At 42.6% G+C, this 18529-nt stretch carries 17 protein-coding genes; 14 read left to right on the plus strand and 3 right to left on the minus strand.

Features of this window, described 5'->3' with window-relative positions:
* The first annotated feature begins 158 nt into the window (after positions 1–158).
* On the plus strand, positions 159–1772 hold the full coding sequence (locus N8M20_RS04170; RefSeq protein ID WP_000404934.1) for a ribonuclease Y: 1614 nt from the start codon (positions 159–161) through the stop codon (positions 1770–1772).
* 71 nt (positions 1773–1843) lie between these two features.
* Here N8M20_RS04170 and N8M20_RS04175 read toward each other — a convergent pair whose 3' ends face one another.
* Positions 1844–2656: a DUF4839 domain-containing protein gene (locus tag N8M20_RS04175; RefSeq protein WP_261079177.1), complete on the minus strand. Its 813-nt coding sequence runs from the start codon at positions 2654–2656 to the stop codon at positions 1844–1846.
* Positions 2657–2892: 236 nt separating this feature from the next.
* Between N8M20_RS04175 and gmk the strand changes: the two genes are divergently transcribed.
* From gmk to N8M20_RS04240, 13 genes are all read left to right on the plus strand, one after another.
* Entirely contained in the window at positions 2893–3519 is a 627-nt protein-coding gene (gene gmk / locus N8M20_RS04180) for a guanylate kinase (RefSeq protein ID WP_000775041.1), read from the plus strand.
* A 24-nt stretch (positions 3520–3543) separates the two neighbouring features.
* Positions 3544–3858, plus strand: a complete 315-nt coding sequence (gene rpoZ / locus N8M20_RS04185) for a DNA-directed RNA polymerase subunit omega (RefSeq protein WP_000979235.1) — start codon at positions 3544–3546, stop codon at positions 3856–3858.
* 65 nt (positions 3859–3923) lie between these two features.
* The gene (locus N8M20_RS04190; RefSeq protein WP_261079178.1) at positions 3924–6320 is read left to right on the plus strand and encodes a primosomal protein N'; all 2397 of its coding nucleotides are present in this window, start codon (positions 3924–3926) and stop codon (positions 6318–6320) included.
* A gap of 12 nt (positions 6321–6332) precedes the next feature.
* Positions 6333–7268 (plus strand): methionyl-tRNA formyltransferase, encoded by a 936-nt coding sequence (fmt, locus tag N8M20_RS04195; RefSeq protein ID WP_261079179.1) that lies wholly within the window; start codon positions 6333–6335, stop codon positions 7266–7268.
* Positions 7261–8574, plus strand: coding sequence for a 16S rRNA (cytosine(967)-C(5))-methyltransferase RsmB (gene rsmB, locus N8M20_RS04200; protein ID WP_261079180.1), 1314 nt, complete (start codon positions 7261–7263; stop codon positions 8572–8574). Before fmt ends, rsmB begins: the two co-directional genes overlap by 8 nt.
* 14 nt (positions 8575–8588) lie before the next feature.
* Positions 8589–9329, plus strand: coding sequence for a Stp1/IreP family PP2C-type Ser/Thr phosphatase (locus N8M20_RS04205; RefSeq protein WP_000406242.1), 741 nt, complete (start codon positions 8589–8591; stop codon positions 9327–9329).
* Positions 9326–11227: a Stk1 family PASTA domain-containing Ser/Thr kinase gene (pknB, locus tag N8M20_RS04210; RefSeq protein WP_261079181.1), complete on the plus strand. Its 1902-nt coding sequence runs from the start codon at positions 9326–9328 to the stop codon at positions 11225–11227. The genes N8M20_RS04205 and pknB overlap by 4 nt, the downstream gene beginning before the upstream one ends.
* Positions 11228–11315: 88 nt before the next feature.
* Positions 11316–12074 (plus strand): threonine/serine exporter family protein, encoded by a 759-nt coding sequence (locus N8M20_RS04215; RefSeq protein WP_138703651.1) that lies wholly within the window; start codon positions 11316–11318, stop codon positions 12072–12074.
* 1 nt (position 12075) lies between these two features.
* On the plus strand, positions 12076–12516 hold the full coding sequence (locus N8M20_RS04220; protein WP_261079182.1) for a threonine/serine exporter family protein: 441 nt from the start codon (positions 12076–12078) through the stop codon (positions 12514–12516).
* A gap of 106 nt (positions 12517–12622) precedes the next feature.
* Complete coding sequence (locus N8M20_RS04225) at positions 12623–12943, plus strand: hypothetical protein (RefSeq protein WP_049521918.1); 321 nt, start codon at positions 12623–12625, stop codon at positions 12941–12943.
* 85 nt (positions 12944–13028) lie between these two features.
* Complete coding sequence (locus tag N8M20_RS04230; RefSeq protein ID WP_261079184.1) at positions 13029–13277, plus strand: hypothetical protein; 249 nt, start codon at positions 13029–13031, stop codon at positions 13275–13277.
* A 130-nt stretch (positions 13278–13407) separates the two neighbouring features.
* A complete protein-coding gene (locus tag N8M20_RS04235; RefSeq protein WP_261079246.1) occupies positions 13408–14580 on the plus strand; it encodes a hydroxymethylglutaryl-CoA synthase in 1173 nt (390 codons plus the stop codon).
* Positions 14580–15854, plus strand: a complete 1275-nt coding sequence (locus tag N8M20_RS04240) for a hydroxymethylglutaryl-CoA reductase, degradative (RefSeq protein WP_261079185.1) — start codon at positions 14580–14582, stop codon at positions 15852–15854. Before N8M20_RS04235 ends, N8M20_RS04240 begins: the two co-directional genes overlap by 1 nt.
* Positions 15855–15889: 35 nt before the next feature.
* Here the strand turns inward: N8M20_RS04240 and N8M20_RS04245 are convergent, their stop codons facing one another.
* Complete coding sequence (locus tag N8M20_RS04245) at positions 15890–16855, minus strand: LacI family DNA-binding transcriptional regulator (RefSeq protein WP_261079186.1); 966 nt, start codon at positions 16853–16855, stop codon at positions 15890–15892.
* A complete protein-coding gene (locus N8M20_RS04250) occupies positions 16836–18290 on the minus strand; it encodes a glycoside hydrolase family 32 protein (RefSeq protein WP_261079187.1) in 1455 nt (484 codons plus the stop codon). Before N8M20_RS04250 ends, N8M20_RS04245 begins: the two co-directional genes overlap by 20 nt.
* Positions 18291–18529: the final 239 nt, after the last annotated feature.

Consider the following 18529-nt stretch of genomic DNA (forward strand, 5'->3'; position numbering starts at 1 on the left):
GATTTCTAAGAAATAGAGATTGCACTAATAAATTATAGGTAATTAAACTCCAATTTCCCCAAAACATATTCTATTTTAGGTTTGTGAAAATCACTTTTTTATGGTAGAATGTAAAAGAATGTATGTCATTCGGAATAACAATAAAATGAGGTAAAAACATGGAAATCATGTCGCTTGCGATTGCTGTTTTTGCCGTCATCATTGGTTTAGTCATTGGATATGTCAGCATCTCAGCTAAGATGAAATCATCTCAGGAAGCTGCGGAGTTGATGCTTTTAAATGCTGAACAAGAAGCAACTAATTTACGTGGACAAGCTGAGCGTGAAGCAGATTTACTTGTTAATGAAGCCAAACGTGAAAGCAAGTCTCTTAAAAAAGAAGCACTATTGGAGGCCAAAGAAGAAGCCAGAAAATACCGTGAAGAAGTGGACGCTGAATTCAAATCAGAACGTCAAGAACTCAAACAAATCGAAAGTCGTTTGACAGAGAGAGCTACTAGCCTCGACCGTAAGGACGACAATTTGACGAGTAAAGAACAAACACTTGAACAAAAAGAACAAAGTATTTCTGATAGAGCGAAAAACCTTGATGCGCGTGAAGAGCAATTAGAGGAAGTCGAAAGACAAAAAGAAGCTGAACTAGAACGTATTGGTGCTCTGTCTCAGGCAGAAGCGCGAGATATTATCTTGGCTCAGACAGAGGAAAACTTGACCAAGGAGATTGCCAGTCGTATTCGCGAAGCTGAGCAAGAGGTCAAGGAACGTTCTGACAAAATGGCCAAGGACATTCTGGTTCAAGCTATGCAACGTATCGCTGGTGAATATGTGGCGGAGTCAACCAACTCAACAGTTCACTTACCAGATGATACTATGAAGGGACGCATTATTGGTCGTGAAGGTCGTAACATTCGTACCTTTGAAAGTTTGACAGGGGTCGATGTGATTATCGACGATACACCAGAAGTGGTGACCTTGTCAGGTTTTGATCCGATTCGTCGCGAAATTGCCCGCATGACCATGGAAATGTTGCTTAAGGATGGTCGTATTCATCCGGCTCGTATCGAAGAGTTGGTTGAGAAAAACCGTCAAGAGATTGATAATAAGATCCGTGAATACGGTGAGGCAGCAGCCTATGAGATTGGTGCGCCAAACCTTCATCCAGACTTGATGAAGATTATGGGACGTTTGCAGTTCCGTACTTCTTATGGACAAAATGTCTTGCGTCATTCGATTGAGGTTGCTAAGTTGGCTGGTATCATGGCGAGCGAACTTGGTGAAAATGCGGCTCTTGCCCGTCGTGCTGGATTCCTTCATGATATCGGAAAAGCTATTGACCGCGAGGTTGAAGGTAGCCACGTTGAAATCGGTATGGAATTGGCCCGTAAGTACAAGGAACATCCAGTTGTGGTTAATACGATTGCTAGCCACCACGGCGATGTTGAAGCAGAAAGCGTGATTGCAGTGATTGTTGCTGCGGCAGATGCCTTGAGTGCAGCTCGTCCAGGTGCTCGTAGTGAGTCTCTTGAAAGCTACATCAAGCGTCTCCATGATTTGGAAGAAATTGCTAACGGCTTTGAAGGGGTACAAAATAGCTTTGCCCTTCAAGCAGGACGTGAAATCCGCATCATGGTAAATCCAGGACAAATCAAGGACGACAAAGTCACAATCTTGGCTCACAAAGTTCGTGAGAAAATTGAAAACAATCTCGATTACCCAGGAAATATCAAGGTAACCGTGATTCGCGAGCTTCGTGCAGTAGATTATGCTAAATAATAAAAAACTGAGGTCAGAAGAGAATCTGACCTCAGTTTTTTGAATAAATTATTTGAAAATAATTCGTTATATTATCGAGGTGAAATCTCAATTGGGGATATATAGATTAAATCTTGAGTAGTGTTATAATTTCCGATTTTTGCTTTTATATGTATATTCTGTCCTATCTTAATATCGTCACCATTAAATGAATTAAATATAGGGTTTGATATTATAGTAATTTGAGGAATTTTGAAATTAGGACCTGAAGCTTCATCGGGATGATAATCTCCAGAATGTATGAGAACATCATACTTTGATTTTAATTTGGATAGATAGGCAATATTTCCATCGAATTCAATAGTTTGATTTTTATGTTTTTGAACAAAATCTGTTATTGTGTTTGAATCTTCAGTCTGCAATAGTGCTTTAAATTCCTCATTGTTTTCAGTCGTGATGACAGCTGATTGGGCTGGACTTGTTGACGAGGATTCGGTAGAACTTGATGAGGTACTAGTTGAACTAGAGGAAATAGATGTAGAACTTTGTGATGTAGATGATACCTCATTTGTTTTTTCGACGGATTTTTCCACAATGGAACTAGTTTCTGTAGATGTAGAAGTAGGAACAGAAGTTGACTTATCTGAGTTTCCTCCAAATAGAACCAACAGAAGAATAATAAATATTACAGCAACACCAATTAAATATGGAATTAATTTTTTTACCTTCAATTCCAGTGGGCTTAATGGTGTAATTTCAACCTCAGCTTCTTTTTCAAAAAAACCAAATACTCCAGCATTTCCATGATCAATAATATTGATTTTAACCTCATTTTTTTTGAGATTGAGTTCATACAAGCCATTTTCAATAGCTTCATCAACGTTTTTTCCTTTATAAATTGGCATAAATCTCTCCTTTTATATTAGTAGTTTCATTATCTCTTAAATGGAATAGAAAGGCAAGTCTTTTTTAAGGGGGCTACCTTGTATAAATCATAGATTATGCTAAATAAATAAGAAAGAGCAGTTGAAAAATTACTGCTTTTTTGTTACACTAGATAGAAAGACTGTAAAGGATAATCTGGCTTTTTGCCATTATTCTAGAGAAATGTTATTTCACAGACTGACTAAAAGGAGACACAATGGCAGACCGAGGCTTACTAATCGTTTTTTCTGGTCCTTCAGGGGTTGGAAAAGGAACGGTTAGAAGAGAGATTTTTGAGAGTTCTGAAAACCAATTTCAATACTCTGTATCGATGACGACACGTGCACAACGTCCTGGAGAAGTGGACGGTGTTGACTATTTCTTCCGTACTCGTGAAGAGTTTGAAGAGCTGATTCGTCAAGGACAGATGTTGGAATACGCAGAATATGTCGGCAACTACTATGGAACTCCTCTGACCTACGTCAATGAAACCTTGGACAAGGGAATCGATGTTTTCCTTGAAATTGAGGTTCAGGGCGCTCTTCAGGTCAAGAAAAAGGTTCCAGATGCTGTCTTTATCTTCCTAACACCACCAGATTTGGATGAATTGCAAGATCGTTTGGTAGGACGTGGAACAGACAGCGCAGAAGTGATTGCCCAACGAATCGAAAAAGCTAAGGAAGAAATTGCCCTCATGCGTGAGTATGATTATGCGATTGTCAACGATCAGGTGCCCCTAGCTGCTGAGCGTGTCAAACGTGTGATCGAAGCAGAGCACTTCCGTGTGGATCGTGTCATTGGTCACTATCAGGAGATGTTACCAAAATCTCCAACTACCCGATAAAATTTAGAAAATAGGTACAAGCAAATGATGTTAAAACCCTCTATTGATACCTTGCTCGACAAGGTTCCGTCAAAATATTCACTCGTAATCTTGGAAGCAAAACGTGCCCACGAATTGGAAGCAGGTGCGCCAGCAACTCAAGGTTTCAAGTCTGAAAAATCAACTCTTCGCGCTTTGGAAGAAATCGAATCAGGAAACGTTACAATTCACCCAGATCCAGAAGGAAAACGTGAAGCAGTTCGTCGCCGTATCGAAGAAGAAAAACGTCGTAAAGAAGAAGAAGAAAAGAAAATTAAAGAGCAAATTGCTAAAGAAAAAGAAGATGGTGAAAAAATTTAAGGTTGGGGGGACTCAATCTTATTTTTTCTATTGCAAGAATGTACTGACAAGGAGGAGGTGAGAAGATGGCGATAGCCAAGATTATTGTAGATGTGCCCTTGATGCAGACAGACCAGCCCTATAGTTACAGGATTCCTGAGGAATTTGAGGGAATGCTGGAAGTTGGGATGCGGGTTCATGTGCCTTTTGGTAAGGGAAATCGTCTGATTCAAGGGATTGTTCTTGGTTTGGAGTTCCAATCGGATGAAGAAGAGGCTAATCAAGATTTAAAAGATATTGCAGAGGTGCTGGATTTTTCTCCTGTTCTCACGCAAGAACAACTCTGGCTGGCTGAGGAGCTCCGCAAGTCCGTCTTTTCTTATAAAATCTCTATCCTCAAGGCTATGCTGCCGGGATTTCTGAACTCCAGCTATGATAAGATTCTTTATCCTAAGGCAGGTCTGAGTCAGGCAGACAAAGAGCGCTTGTTTGGTTCAGAGGATTCGCTTGCCTTTTCTTCTCTGGATTTAGGTAAGCAAGCTGAAATGATGCGTTTGACTAGAAAAGGCCTGCTTGGTCTGGAGTATCAGGCAGTTGATCAAAAGAAGGTCAAGACCCAGTCTTGGTATGAGGTAGACCTTGCTCAATTAGAAGGTGTAGAGATTTCTGCACGTGCCAAGAAAAAGTTAGAACTGAGAGACTATTTGCTTTCTCATCCTGAGAGTGCTCCCTTGGCTAGTTTGTTAGAGTCCTACTCGCGAGAGCAAGTCAACTTCTTTGTGGAACAAGGTGCTGTGTCCATAGTCCAAAAGGAAGTGCAACGCTCGGCTGCTTATTTTGAAGGCATTGAGGCAAGTCGGCCTTTGGAGTTGAATCCAGAACAAAGACAGGCGCGTGATGCGGTTGTGAGTGCGATTGGAAGCCATCAACCTCCCTTCCTCCTTCAAGGGATTACAGGAAGTGGGAAGACCGAGGTTTATTTGCAGATTATCCAAGGAGCCTTGGACAAGGGTAAGACAGCCATCTTGTTAGTGCCTGAGATTTCCTTGACTCCACAAATGACGGAACGTTTTATTGCACGTTTTGGGGACAAGGTGGCCATTCTTCACTCAGGCTTATCTAATGGTGAAAAGTATGATGAATGGCGCAAGGTGGAACGCGGCGATGCCCAAGTTGTGGTTGGCGCCAGATCGGCCATCTTTGCTCCGCTGAAAAATCTAGGTGTTATGATTATCGATGAAGAGCATGAAGCGACTTATAAGCAAGACAGTAATCCCCGCTACCATGCTAGAGATGTGGCTCTTTTACGTGCCCGGTACAATCAAGCTGCCCTGGTACTTGGTTCAGCAACCCCTAGTCTGGAAAGCCGTGCGCGGGCTGGAAAAGGTGTTTATCAACACTTACATCTGACCCAACGTGCCAATCCTTTGGCTAGGATCCCTGAGGTTCAAGTAATTGACTTTCGAGACTATATTGGACAAAACGAGACATCAAACTTTACGCCTCCTTTGCTAGAAGCCATCCAAGACTGTCTGGCTAAAAAAGAGCAGGTGGTTCTCATGCTCAATCGTCGTGGTTATTCTAGCTTTGTCATGTGTCGGGAGTGTGGGACCGTGGATACTTGTCCCAACTGTGACATTTCCTTGACCTTGCACATGGATACCAAGACCATGAACTGCCATTATTGTGGCTTTTCGAAGGATATTCCTCAGGTCTGTCCTAACTGTAAGAGTCGAAGTATTCGTTACTATGGGACGGGGACACAGAAGGCTTATGATGAGCTGGCAGAACTCTTTCCGCAGGCCCGCATTTTGCGGATGGATGTGGACACGACTCGTAAGAAAGGTAGTCATCAAGCTCTGCTTGACCAGTTTGGTCGAGGGGAAGCAGATATTTTACTAGGTACTCAGATGATTGCCAAGGGATTGGATTTTCCCAATGTAACTCTAGTAGGAGTTCTCAATGCGGATACGGCCTTAAATCTGCCTGATTTCCGTTCTTCTGAGAGAACCTTCCAACTTTTGACTCAGGTGGCAGGTCGGGCAGGTCGTGCTGAAAAAGTTGGTCAGGTCCTGATTCAGTCTTACAATCCTCAGCACTACGCTATTCGATTTGCTAAGGATCAGGACTACGAAGGATTTTATGCCTATGAAATGGGTATTAGACGACAACTAGGTTATCCGCCTTACTATTTCACGATTGGCATTACCCTTTCTCATAAGAAAGAAGAAGAGGTTGTCAAACGTGCTTATGAGGTTATGAACATTTTGCGGTCAGGCTTGTCAGAGACCAGTCACATTCTGGGGCCAACGCCCAAACCCATCGCCCGTACCCACAACCTCTATCATTATCAGATTTTGATTAAATACCGTTTAGAAGATGAGCTGGGGCCGACCCTCAACCAGGTCTTGGCCTTGACTCAAGAAAGGGAAAATAGTGAGCTCCGTCTCAGCATTGACCATGAGCCGCAGCAATTTTTATAAGAAGGAGAAGATATGACAAAACTAATCTTTATGGGAACTCCCGACTTTTCAGCAACAGTCTTAAAAGGACTTTTGACAGATGACCGTTACGAAATTCTAGCTGTTGTGACCCAGCCAGACCGTGCTGTTGGCCGTAAAAAAGTGATCCAAGAGACACCAGTCAAGCAGGCTGCCAAAGAAGCAGGACTTCCTATCTACCAACCTGAAAAATTATCTGGAAGTCCAGAGATGGAATCTCTTATGAAACTAGGAGCGGATGGAATCGTGACTGCTGCTTTTGGGCAGTTTCTTCCAAGTAAATTCCTTGATAGCATGGACTTTGCGGTCAACGTTCATGCCTCTCTTCTTCCTAAACACCGTGGTGGTGCGCCTATCCATTATGCCTTGATTCAAGGGGATGAGGAAGCTGGTGTGACCATTATGGAAATGGTTAAGGAAATGGATGCAGGAGATATGATTTCTCGTCGTAGTATTCCGATCACAGATGAGGACAATGTTGGCACCTTGTTTGAGAAATTAGCTCTTGTTGGTCGTGATTTGCTTTTGGACACTTTGCCTGCCTACATTGCTGGGGAAATCAAACCTGAACCGCAGGATCCGAGTCAGGTTACCTTCTCTCCAAATATCAAGCCAGAAGAAGAAAAACTAGATTGGACTAAAAGCAATCGTCAACTCTTTAACCAAATCCGTGGGATGAACCCCTGGCCTGTTGCCCATACTTTCCTTAAGGGCGACCGCTTTAAGATTTATGAATCTTTAGCAGTAGAAGGTCAGGGAAATCCAGGAGAAATCCTCTCTATCGGCAAGAAAGAATTGATTGTCGCAACGGCAGAAGGGGCTCTATCCCTCAAACAAGTGCAGCCAGCTGGTAAACCTAAGATGGACATTGCTTCCTTCCTCAACGGAGTTGGACGTACATTGACTGTAGGAGAACGATTTGGTGACTAAAGTAGAAACGGCTAGAAGTTTAGCCCTAGCAGTATTAGAGGATGTTTTTATCACTCAAGCATACTCAAATATCGCCTTAAATAAGCATCTCAAGGGAAGTCAACTTTCGGCAGCAGACAAGGGCTTGGTGACCGAGTTGGTCTATGGAACGGTAGCCCGTAAACTGACTCTGGAATGGTACCTATCCCACTTTATCGAAGACAGAGACCAGTTAGACAGTTGGCTTTATGTCCTGCTTCTCATGAGTGCTTACCAGTTCCGTTATTTGGACAAGATTCCAGACCATGCTGTGGTCAATGAAGCAGTAGAATTGGCCAAAGTCCGTAAAAAAGGCAGTGAAAAATTGGTCAACGCCGTCCTTCGCCGTATCTTGCGTGAAGGGTGGCCAGATATTGCTAGCATCAAACGAAAAAACAAGCGTGACTCCATTGCCTATTCTCTCCCGGTTTGGCTAGTTGCCAAGCTCAAAGAAGAATACGGCGAAGAGCGAGCGCAAGCTATTTTTGAAAGTCTTTTGGTGCGCAACAAGGCCAGTATTCGTGTGACTGATTTAAGCCGAAAAGAGGAAATCCAAACCTTGTTGGAGGCTAGTGATTCATCCTTGTCTCCTTCTGGTCTTGTGAAGGAACAGGGCCACTTTGCAGGCCTTGATTTGTTCGCAGAAGGGGCTATAACCATTCAAGACGAGTCTAGTCAGTTGGTTGCTCCGACGCTTGATTTACAAGGTGATGAGCAGGTTCTAGATGCCTGTGCGGCTCCGGGTGGGAAAACAGCCCATATAGCCACTTATCTCACGACAGGTCAGGTTACTGCTCTGGATTTATATGACCATAAGTTGGACTTAATTCAAGAAAACGCCCAACGTCTAGGGGTTGCAGATCGGGTTCAAAGGAAAAAATTAGATGCCAGAAAGGTGCATGAGTTTTTTGGTCAGGATTCTTTTGATAAGATTTTGGTGGATGCTCCCTGTTCAGGAATTGGTCTTCTGCGTCGAAAACCAGACATTAAATACAATAAAGAAACGGCAGATTTCGCGTCCTTACAGGAAATTCAGCTAGAAATATTAGGTAGTGTTTGTCAAACACTACGCAAAGGTGGTATAATAACTTATAGTACCTGTACTATTGTCTCAGAGGAGAATTTTCAAGTCGTTGAGGCGTTTTTAGAAAGTCATCCTGAGTTCGAGCAGGTAAAACTAGAACATGAATGTAAGGATATCATGAAAGACGGCTGTATCCTCATTACACCTGAATTGTATGGAAGTGATGGATTCTTCATCAGTCAATTTCGCAAGATATCGGATTAGGAAGGAACTGACACATGGAAATTTCATTATTAACAGATGTTGGTCAGAAACGAACAAATAATCAAGACTATGTCAACCACTATGTCAATAGAGCTGGGCGTACCATGATTATTTTAGCTGATGGGATGGGAGGTCATCGCGCAGGGAATATCGCTAGTGAAATGGCGGTAACAGACCTAGGTATAGCTTGGGTTGACACCCAGATCGATACAGTCAATGAAGTGCGTGAATGGTTCGCCAATTACCTAGAAATTGAAAATCAAAAGATTCATCAACTTGGGCAAGATGATGCCTATAAAGGAATGGGAACAACTCTAGAAGCTGTTGCTATTATTGGCAATCAGGCTATTTATGCCCACATAGGAGATTCTCGTATCGGTTTGATTCGTGGAGAAGAATACCACCAGTTAACGAGCGACCATTCTTTGGTCAATGAATTGCTTAAGGCAGGTCAATTGACACCAGAAGAAGCAGCTAGCCATCCACAGAAAAATATTATTACTCAGTCAATCGGTCAAAAAGATGAAGTTCAACCTGATTTTGGAATGATTACCCTTGAGCCAGGAGACTATCTCTTGCTCAATAGTGACGGCTTGACCAACATGATTTCAGGCAGTGAGATTTGTGATATTGTAACCAGTGATATTCCTTTGGCAGATAAAACAGCGACGCTTGTGCGTTTTGCTAACAATGCAGGAGGTTTAGACAACATTACGGTTGCCCTTGTTTCTATGAACGAGGAGGATGCAGAATGATCCAAATCGGCAAGATTTTTGCCGGACGCTATCGGATTGTGAAACAGATTGGCCGAGGAGGCATGGCAGATGTCTATTTGGCCAAGGATTTAATTCTAGACGGAGAAGAAGTGGCAGTGAAGGTCCTGAGGACCAACTACCAGACGGACCCGATAGCTGTAGCTCGTTTTCAGCGTGAAGCGAGAGCTATGGCAGATCTAGACCATCCTCATATCGTTCGGATAACAGATATTGGTGAGGAAGACGGTCAACAGTATCTTGCAATGGAGTATGTTGCTGGACTAGACCTTAAACGCTATATCAAGGAACACTATCCTCTTTCTAATGAAGAAGCCGTCCGTATCATGGGACAAATTCTCTTGGCTATGCGTTTGGCCCATACTAGAGGAATTGTCCATAGGGACTTGAAACCTCAAAATATCCTTTTGACACCAGATGGGACTGCCAAGGTCACAGACTTTGGGATTGCTGTAGCCTTTGCAGAGACAAGTCTGACTCAGACTAACTCTATGCTGGGTTCGGTTCATTACTTGTCACCAGAGCAGGCGCGTGGTTCTAAGGCGACTGTACAGAGTGATATCTATGCCATGGGGATTATTTTCTATGAGATGCTGACAGGCCATATTCCTTATGACGGGGATAGCGCGGTGACCATCGCCCTTCAGCATTTCCAGAAACCACTGCCATCGGTTATAGCTGAAAATCCATCTGTGCCTCAGGCTTTGGAGAATGTTGTTATCAAGGCAACTGCCAAGAAATTGACAGATCGTTATCAGTCAGTTGCAGAGATGTATGTGGACTTGTCTAGTAGCTTGTCTTACAATCGTCGCAATGAGCCTAAACTGGTATTTAATGATACTACTAAGGCGGACACCAAGACTCTACCAAAAGTATCCCAGAGTACCTTGACTTCGATTCCTAAGGTGCAAACACAAAGTCCGAAGCCACAGACTGCCAAGCCGAGTCAGCAGGTTTCGGAAGACAATTACGCAAGCAAGCCTGTTAAGAAACGGAAATTTAGAGTTCGTTATATGATTTTGTTGGCCAGCATTGTATTGGTGGCAGCCTCTCTGATTTGGATATTATCCAGAACTCCTGCAACCATTGCCATTCCAAATGTGGCAGGTCAGACAGTGGCGGAAGCCAAGGAAACGCTCAAGAAAGCCAATTTTGAGATTGGCGAGGAGAAATCAGAGGCTAGTGAAAAGGTGGAAGAAGGGCGGATTATCCGTACAGATCCTGAAGCTGGAAAGACTCGAAAAGAAGGTTCGAAAATCAATTTGGTTGTCTCATCAGGCAAGCAATCTTTCCAATTGAGTAACTATATCGGCCGTAAATCGACAGATGTTATCGCAGAACTCAAGCAGAAGAAGGTTCCTGAAAATCTCATCAAGATTGAGGAAGAAGAATCAAGTGAGAGTGAAGCAGGAACCGTTCTCAGACAGAGTCCAGCTGCCGGAACAACCTATGATTTGAGCAAGGCCTCAACAATTACCTTAACCGTTGCTAAGAAAGTAACCAGCGTTGCTATGCCAAGTTATATAGGATCTAGTCTTGAATTTACTAAAAATAATCTCGTTCAAATTGTCGGTATTAAAGAAGCCAATATTGAAGTTGTAGAAGTGTCGACAGCTCCTGATGGAACTGCTGAGGGGACTGTTGTAGAGCAAAGTCCAAAAGCAGGCGAAAAGGTTGATTTGACTAAGACTCGTGTCAAGATTTCAATCTACAAACCAAAAACACCACCGTCAACGTCATCATCAGCACCAGCTCAACGTGGAAACCAAGGTTCTACTACGACACCAAGTCAGGGGAACCAACAAGGAAATCAACGAGGGAATGCACCTGCTACTACTCAATCAAGTAGTGAAGGCAACCACGAAAATTCTCGTGATTAAACGAATCTTTGTCATGATTTCATGGCAAAGATTTTTTTTGACTCCAGATTTGTGATAGAATAGAGGAAGTTGATAAAAGGAGGAAAGCATGGAAGAGTCAAAAGAATTAAATGCAGTTATTGATGTGATTATGTTAGCTGGAACCATTCTTCTCAAAAGTGGATCAGAGATTCATCGCGTAGAAGATACCATGATTCGGATTGCGCATTCGCAGGGGATTGTGGATTGCAATGTTCTTGCCATGCCTGCTGCCATCTTTTTTTCCATTGAAAATACCAATATTTCGCGAATGAAACGCGTGACCTCATCTTCTTATAACATCGAAAAAGTCTGCGATGTGAACCAGATTTCTCGTCAGCTGGTTGGGGGGCGGATTGATTTAGAGACAGCCTTCAAGCAATTGACTGCTTTGCAAGCCCAACCTCTTCCTTATACCAAGTTGCAGGTGACTCTGGCTGCGACCTTTAGTGCTCCTTTCTTTTCAATTATGTTTAGTGGAAATATCTACGACGCACTTGGGGCAGGAGTGGCTACCTTGTTTGGTTTTGCCTTTTCTCTCTATGTGGAAAAATTTATCCGAATTCCCTTTGTGACAGCCTTTGCTGGAGCCTTTGTCTTTGGGATGATAGCTCAGTTTTGGGCTCGCTACACAGGCTTTCCCTCAACGGCAGATTTGATTATAGCTGGTGCGGTCATGCCTTTTGTACCAGGAATTGCCTTGACCAATGCGGTCCGTGATATTATGACTAACCACATAAACTCTGGTATGAGTAAGATGTTTGAATCCCTACTCATTACCCTTGCTTTAGGGGCAGGAACTTCTGTCGCCTTAGTATTGATGAACTAATATGACACTAACAACCTTTTTATTACAAGCAGTAGCAAGTCTTCTTGCCATTATCACTTTTTTAATCGTACTCAATGTGCAACGCTCTATGCTCTTACCTGGAGGGATTTTGGGCATGGCTGTCTGGCTAATCTATCTCTTGCTCAAGGAACCAACCAATATTATTGTGGCTACTTTTATTGCAGCCATTATCGGTTCTTGTGTCAGCCAGATTTTGAGTATCCTTTATAAGACACCTGCTGTGGTCTTTATCTTAGCCATCTTGGCACCTCTGGTTCCGGGTTATCTTTCTTATCGGACAACTGCCTTTTTTGTGACGGGAGATTACAGTCATGCCATTGCTAGTGCAACCTTGGTTGTTATGTTGGCTTTGGTGATTTCCATTGGAATGGCTAGTGGAACAGTGATTCTCAGACTGTATCATTATATAAAAATACATTGAGTATTGTAGAGTTTTCAGAAACAAAAGAATTTTCTGAAAAATGAGACAAATAAATTGACAACGCTTTCTATATGTGCTATTCTATATATAGAAAGGAGGAAAAATCATGAAAAAATCACTATTTTCCTTATTGTCTGTAAGTCTACTGACTTTGTTGGTCAGTGCCAGTCCGGTGAGTGCATCATCTAGTTCAAATGAGGTTGATAAAGGCTACACCTCTTTTAGAAGTGTATTCTATATTAAGCGTAATAAAACTATAAGACACTATTATGGAACGGCTTCTGCTATTCCCACAACGTTTGATTATAAAGAAAATGTGGAGGGGAAATGGTACAGAGGGACTTTAACTTTAACATCAACCACTAGAACTGATAATGGGGGCTGGTACGCAACTTATTCTGGACAACTAGTTACAGCTATACATTAAATGAAAAGAGGTGCATCCCATGCAGAGGAAGCGTATGTTATTTTATGTATCTTTTTTAACTCTTTTTCTTTTAGCTATCCCAGTCATGGTTTCTAGTTCGAGCTCAGAGTTTCAAAGTGGATTGCAAGAGAATCAGTTTATTGCCGAAAAGGTTAGTAAAACACTTGACAAGACATTTGATAAGAATATCAGAGAAATTCCGACTAGTCAGTTTTATCAAGAATTTGTAGATGAGATGGGAAGGACTTACTCAGGAAATTTAATCCTCCAGGAACTGATAACTGAGAATGGGACTTATAAAGCTACTTATGTTGGTGAACTCTATAGCAACTAATCATTATTTAAAACTGTGACGAATAAGAGGCTTGGTTTGGTGAATCAAGTCTTTTTTCTCTCTTTTACTGCCATTTGTGATAAAATAGTATAGAACGATTTTTTACATGAATGATAAAACAGAGGTAAATATGACAATCGGTATTGATAAGATTGGTTTTGCGACCAGTCAATATGTCTTGAAATTACAAGACTTAGCAGAAGCGAGGGGAATTGACCCTGAAAAATTAAGCAAAGGACTCTTACTCAAGGAATTGAGTATTGCGCCCCTAACTGAGGATATCGTGACCTTGGCGGCCAGTGCAAGTGACTCTATTTTAACTGAGCAAGAAAGACAAGAAATCGATATGGTCATTGTGGCGACTGAGTCAGGAATTGACCAGAGTAAAGCTGCGGCCGTCTTTGTGCATGGTTTGCTGGGAATCCAGCCTTTTGCTCGTAGTTTCGAGATTAAAGAAGCCTGCTATGGAGCGACAGCTGCCCTTCATTATGCCAAATTGCATGTGGAAAATTCTCCAGAGTCCAAGGTCTTGGTCATTGCCAGTGATATTGCCAAATATGGTATTGAAACTCCAGGAGAACCCACTCAGGGTGCTGGAAGTGTGGCCATGTTGATTACACAAAATCCGCGCATTATGGCCTTTAATAATGACAATGTAGCTCAAACCCGTGACATCATGGATTTCTGGCGTCCAAATTACTCGACAACTCCGTATGTAAATGGTGTTTATTCTACCCAACAATATTTGGATAGTTTGAAAACGACTTGGCTTGAATACCAAAAACGCTACCAGCTTACTTTGGATGATTTTGCAGCTGTTTGTTTCCACTTGCCTTATCCTAAATTAGCCTTAAAAGGCTTGAAAAAAATCATGGATAAGAACTTGCCTCAAGTGAAAAAAGACCTCTTGCAAAAGCATTTTGACCAGTCTATTCTCTACAGTCAAAAGGTGGGGAACATCTACACTGGTTCACTTTTCCTAGGACTTTTGTCTCTCTTGGAAAATACAGATAGCTTGAAGGCTGGGGATAAGATTGCCCTTTATAGTTACGGAAGTGGTGCTGTGGCTGAGTTCTTCAGTGGTGAATTGGTTGAAGGATATGAAGCCTATCTGGATAAAGACCGCTTGAACAGGCTCAACCAACGAACTGCCCTGTCTGTTGCAGACTATGAAAAAGTCTTCTTTGAGGAAGTAGACTTGGATGGAACAAACTCTGCCCAGTTTGCTGGATATGAAAATCAAGATTTTGCCTTGGTTGAAATTGTTGACCACCAACGTCGTTATAGCAAGGTTGAAAAATAATGAAGATAAGTTGGAATGGATTTTCTAAAAAATCATACCAAGAGCGCCTCGAGCTGTTAAAAGCTCAGGCGCTCCTTAGTCCTGAGAGACAAGAGAGTTTGGAGCAGAATGAACAGATGAGTGTGACTGTGGCAGACCAGCTGAGTGAGAATGTGGTGGGAACTTTTTCTCTGCCTTATTCGTTGGTCCCAGAGGTTCTCGTTAACGGTCAGGAATACACAGTTCCCTATGTGACAGAAGAACCGTCCGTGGTTGCTGCGGCCAGCTATGCAAGTAAAATCATCAAGCGAGCAGGTGGTTTTACTGCGCAAGTCCATGAGCGCCAGATGATTGGGCAGGTAGCTCTTTATCAAGTTGCTAATCCTGAACAAGCTCAAGAGAAGATTGCAAACAAAAAGACTGAGCTCTTGGAACTTGCCAATCAAGCTTATCCTTCTATCGTAAAACGAGGAGGTGGGGCGCGTGATTTGCATGTAGAGCAGATCAAAGGTGAAACAGACTTTCTCGTTGTTTATCTCCATGTTGATACCCAAGAAGCTATGGGAGCCAATATGCTCAACACCATGCTGGAAACCTTGAAACCAGTCTTAGAAGAACTCAGTCAGGGACAGAGTCTCATGGGAATTCTGTCTAATTACGCGACCGATTCTCTGGTGACAGCAAGCTGTCGCATCGCCTTTCGCTACTTGAGCCGCCAGAAGGACAAAGGACGAGAGATTGCGGAGAAAATAGCTTTGGCTAGCCAATTTGCACAGGCTGATCCTTATCGAGCCACTACCCACAATAAAGGAATTTTTAACGGTATTGATGCCATTTTGATTGCCACTGGTAATGACTGGCGTGCCATTGAGGCGGGAGCCCATGCCTTTGCCAGTCGAGATGGACATTACCAAGGTATTAGCTCTTGGCGCCTAGACTTGGAAACAGAAGAATTGGTTGGTGAGATGACTCTGCCCATGCCTGTAGCGACCAAGGGTGGTTCTATCGGCCTCAACCCTCGTGTAGCCCTCAGTCATGAGCTACTGGGAAATCCTTCTGCCAAAGAATTAGCCCAGCTTATCGTTTCTATCGGTCTCGCCCAAAACTTTGCGGCCCTCAAAGCCTTGGTGAGTACAGGAATCCAGCAAGGCCACATGAAATTGCAGGCCAAATCCTTGGCACTCCTAGCAGGTGCCAGTGAGTCCGAGGTAGCTCCCTTAGTTGAGCGACTCATCGCAGATAAAAACTTTAACTTAGAGACAGCCCAGCGCTATCTCGAAAATTTAAGATCATAAAAAACTCAGACGAATTGGTCTGAGTTTTTTTGTGTTTAAATACTTTTTCCTGGTAATAATGTAACTGGTAAAAAGTAACCAGTTGTTGCGACTTCCTTGCCTTCGATCTTCTGTAAGAGAAGGTCAACAGTGAGTTGGGCAATCTCTTTCAAGGGTTGCTTGATAGTAGTCAATTGAGGGTAGTAATTCTCGATAAAGTAGGTTCCATCATAGCCGATGACCTTGAGCTCTTCAGGGACAGAAATGCCCAGCTCTTGAGCGATTTTAATGACCAGAATAGCTGTTAAGTCATCTGAAGCAAAAATGGCGTCTGGCTTTTGTCGAGTCAAGATATTCTTGATTTCCATTTCTTTTCTGACGGGCGAAAAGTCACTGGAAACATTGATAATAGGAGCTTGGGGGAGTACAGAAGCAAAGCCAGCGTGGCGCAGTCCAGTTGGCGAATTGGAATTGTCATTCCCTGTAATCATGATGATAGACTGGGCGCCTGTCTTAACCAAGGTCTGGGCAGCAAGAACTCCACCAGCATAGTTGTCAGAGGAGACGACTGGAATGTCTGGTGACAGATTTCGGTCAAAGGAAATAATTGGTGCTGTCACTCGATTGTAGTCTTCGATTCCCAAGTTGTGACTACCAGAAATGATGCCGTCCACCTGATTGGCTTCCAACATTTCGATGTATTCGCGTTCCTTCTCAGAATCGTGCTCACTGTTGCAGATGATGGTCTTGTAACCATTCTTAAAGAGTTGGTGTTCCAACTTATCAATCAATTCTGCATAGAAAACGTTGGAAATATTGGGGAAAATTAAACCGATTAACTTAGCTGATTTTCCTTGTAAACTGCGAGCCAGATTGTTGGGTTTGTAGCCCAATTCTCGCATGGCTTCATTGACTTTTTGGATGGTTTTCTCAGATAGATAACCCTTTTTATTGATAACCCGAGAAACGGTAGTAGGGCTGACGCCTGCAAGTTTGGCGACATCAGTTAGTTTTGCGACCATAATCTAATTCATAGTAAGTTCCAGTTGGGTTTCCAGACTTGATCAGGATACCATTTTGGTCCGCATGTGGGAAGACACGACCAGAAAATACTTTTTCTCCTTTATTGATGAAAATTTCAAAGACAGAGTTATCGATGAAAATCGTAGCAGTAGTAGCCTTGTTATCGATAGGGCAAGAACGAGTAGTCCCAAATTCTTGGGCGTACTGTTCACCAGCCTGGCTACGATCCACTGTCACTTGACCATTTACAAGGTCAAAGTTGATGGAAAGTCCCTTTCCTTCTTGATCAGCAAGTAAGATAATCTCGCTCTGGCTATTGGCTTCCAAGTTGAGTTCAAGTTCGTAGGTGTTATTGGTTTGAGCATGGTTTGAGAAGGCTTCTTCAGAAGCACGAAGGTCCTTGATAGCCGCAACTGGGTATTGGTAGAGTTTGCCATCTTTGATAGTCAGTTCTTTGACCAAAGAGAAGGTTCCTTGGTGGTCAAAACGGTCAGATGGGTAAGAAACATCTGGTAATCCAAGCCAGCTAACTGCTAGAGCACGTCCATCAGGAGCGTTGAAGGCTTGGGTAGCATAGGCTTCGAAACCGTAATCCATGTTTTGAAGTTGAGACACATCTACCATTTTAGCATTTTCAGGGTCAAAGGAAGCCCCAATTTTATACATATTTGGATAGATATTGTTGTAGTCTAGAACATCTTTATTCAATCCTTGTGGGCAGTAGAGAAGGACAGGTTGCTCTCCTACAAAGACAAGATTTGGACATTCCATCATATAGGCAGTTCGGTCGTTAGCAAAGTCAAGGTCACCAACAGCTTGCCAGTTTGTGTAGTCGTTGTCAATAGCTTTGTAGAGACGGACGAAGCCTTTTTTCTCCAAGTCCTGTCCACCGACGATAGCATAATATTGACCCTTGAAGTTAAAAATTTGTGGATCGCGGAAGTGGTCTGTAGAGTCTGCTGGCTGGTCAATCAAGATCTTGTCAATCTTCGTAATCTTACCATCCTTGTCCATCACAGCACCGATCTGGTATGGGTGACGGATCCAGTTTTCATCGCGGACATTTCCTGTATAAAATAGAAACAAGTTATCGCCAAACTGCATGGCAGAACCAGAGTAGGCACCGTGGCTATCTAATGGAGTATCAGGCAAAACTTTGACTCCAGTTTCTGTGAAGTGAACCAAGTCCTCACTTTCCAACTGCACCCAAGATTTCAAACCGTGGGCTGCACCAAAAGGAAAATTCTGGTAAAAGAGGATCCACTTGCCATCAAAGTAAGAAAAGCCATTTGGGTCGTTGAGAAGTCCTGTTTTTGGCTCAACATGGTAATGAGTATGCCATGGAGATTGTGCCATATTTTCCTTAATATTCTTAATTTCTTCTTGCGTCCAGTCTTGATAAAGTCTGTAACGACGCTCAGTAGTCCATTCCATTCTTTCATTCCTCCAAAAATCTTATCACTTTTAATAGTAACCGTTTTCGGAAAAAAAAGCAAGCCTTTTATGTTAAAAAAGAGAAAAAACTGTCAAACGTTTGTCATAAAATAAATGCAGAAAATCAATCACATTTTCACGAAAATATGAAAGATAATGAAAAAAAGCCTTTTAACTAAGATTTCAAACTTGTTTTTTAAGGAATTCCTGCTAAAACAGTCAAAATCAATCAATCTAAA

The sequence above is a fragment of the Streptococcus mitis genome, from assembly GCF_946190275.1.
Lineage (GTDB): Bacteria > Bacillota > Bacilli > Lactobacillales > Streptococcaceae > Streptococcus > Streptococcus mitis_DC.

Bases quoted from the DNA above. Each gene is read 5' to 3' on its own strand.
- N8M20_RS04170 (WP_000404934.1), top strand. From the start codon at position 159: ATGGAAATCATGTCGCTTGCGATTGCTGTTTTTGCCGTCATCATTGGT.
- N8M20_RS04175 (WP_261079177.1), bottom strand. From the start codon at position 2,656: ATGCCAATTTATAAAGGAAAAAACGTTGATGAAGCTATTGAAAATGGC.
- gmk (WP_000775041.1), top strand. From the start codon at position 2,893: ATGGCAGACCGAGGCTTACTAATCGTTTTTTCTGGTCCTTCAGGGGTT.
- rpoZ (WP_000979235.1), top strand. From the start codon at position 3,544: ATGATGTTAAAACCCTCTATTGATACCTTGCTCGACAAGGTTCCGTCA.
- N8M20_RS04190 (WP_261079178.1), top strand. From the start codon at position 3,924: ATGGCGATAGCCAAGATTATTGTAGATGTGCCCTTGATGCAGACAGAC.
- fmt (WP_261079179.1), top strand. From the start codon at position 6,333: ATGACAAAACTAATCTTTATGGGAACTCCCGACTTTTCAGCAACAGTC.
- N8M20_RS04205 (WP_000406242.1), top strand. From the start codon at position 8,589: ATGGAAATTTCATTATTAACAGATGTTGGTCAGAAACGAACAAATAAT.
- pknB (WP_261079181.1), top strand. From the start codon at position 9,326: ATGATCCAAATCGGCAAGATTTTTGCCGGACGCTATCGGATTGTGAAA.
- N8M20_RS04215 (WP_138703651.1), top strand. From the start codon at position 11,316: ATGGAAGAGTCAAAAGAATTAAATGCAGTTATTGATGTGATTATGTTA.
- N8M20_RS04220 (WP_261079182.1), top strand. From the start codon at position 12,076: ATGACACTAACAACCTTTTTATTACAAGCAGTAGCAAGTCTTCTTGCC.
- N8M20_RS04225 (WP_049521918.1), top strand. From the start codon at position 12,623: ATGAAAAAATCACTATTTTCCTTATTGTCTGTAAGTCTACTGACTTTG.
- N8M20_RS04230 (WP_261079184.1), top strand. From the start codon at position 13,029: ATGGTTTCTAGTTCGAGCTCAGAGTTTCAAAGTGGATTGCAAGAGAAT.
- N8M20_RS04235 (WP_261079246.1), top strand. From the start codon at position 13,408: ATGACAATCGGTATTGATAAGATTGGTTTTGCGACCAGTCAATATGTC.
- N8M20_RS04240 (WP_261079185.1), top strand. From the start codon at position 14,580: ATGAAGATAAGTTGGAATGGATTTTCTAAAAAATCATACCAAGAGCGC.
- N8M20_RS04245 (WP_261079186.1), bottom strand. From the start codon at position 16,855: ATGGTCGCAAAACTAACTGATGTCGCCAAACTTGCAGGCGTCAGCCCT.
- N8M20_RS04250 (WP_261079187.1), bottom strand. From the start codon at position 18,290: ATGGAATGGACTACTGAGCGTCGTTACAGACTTTATCAAGACTGGACG.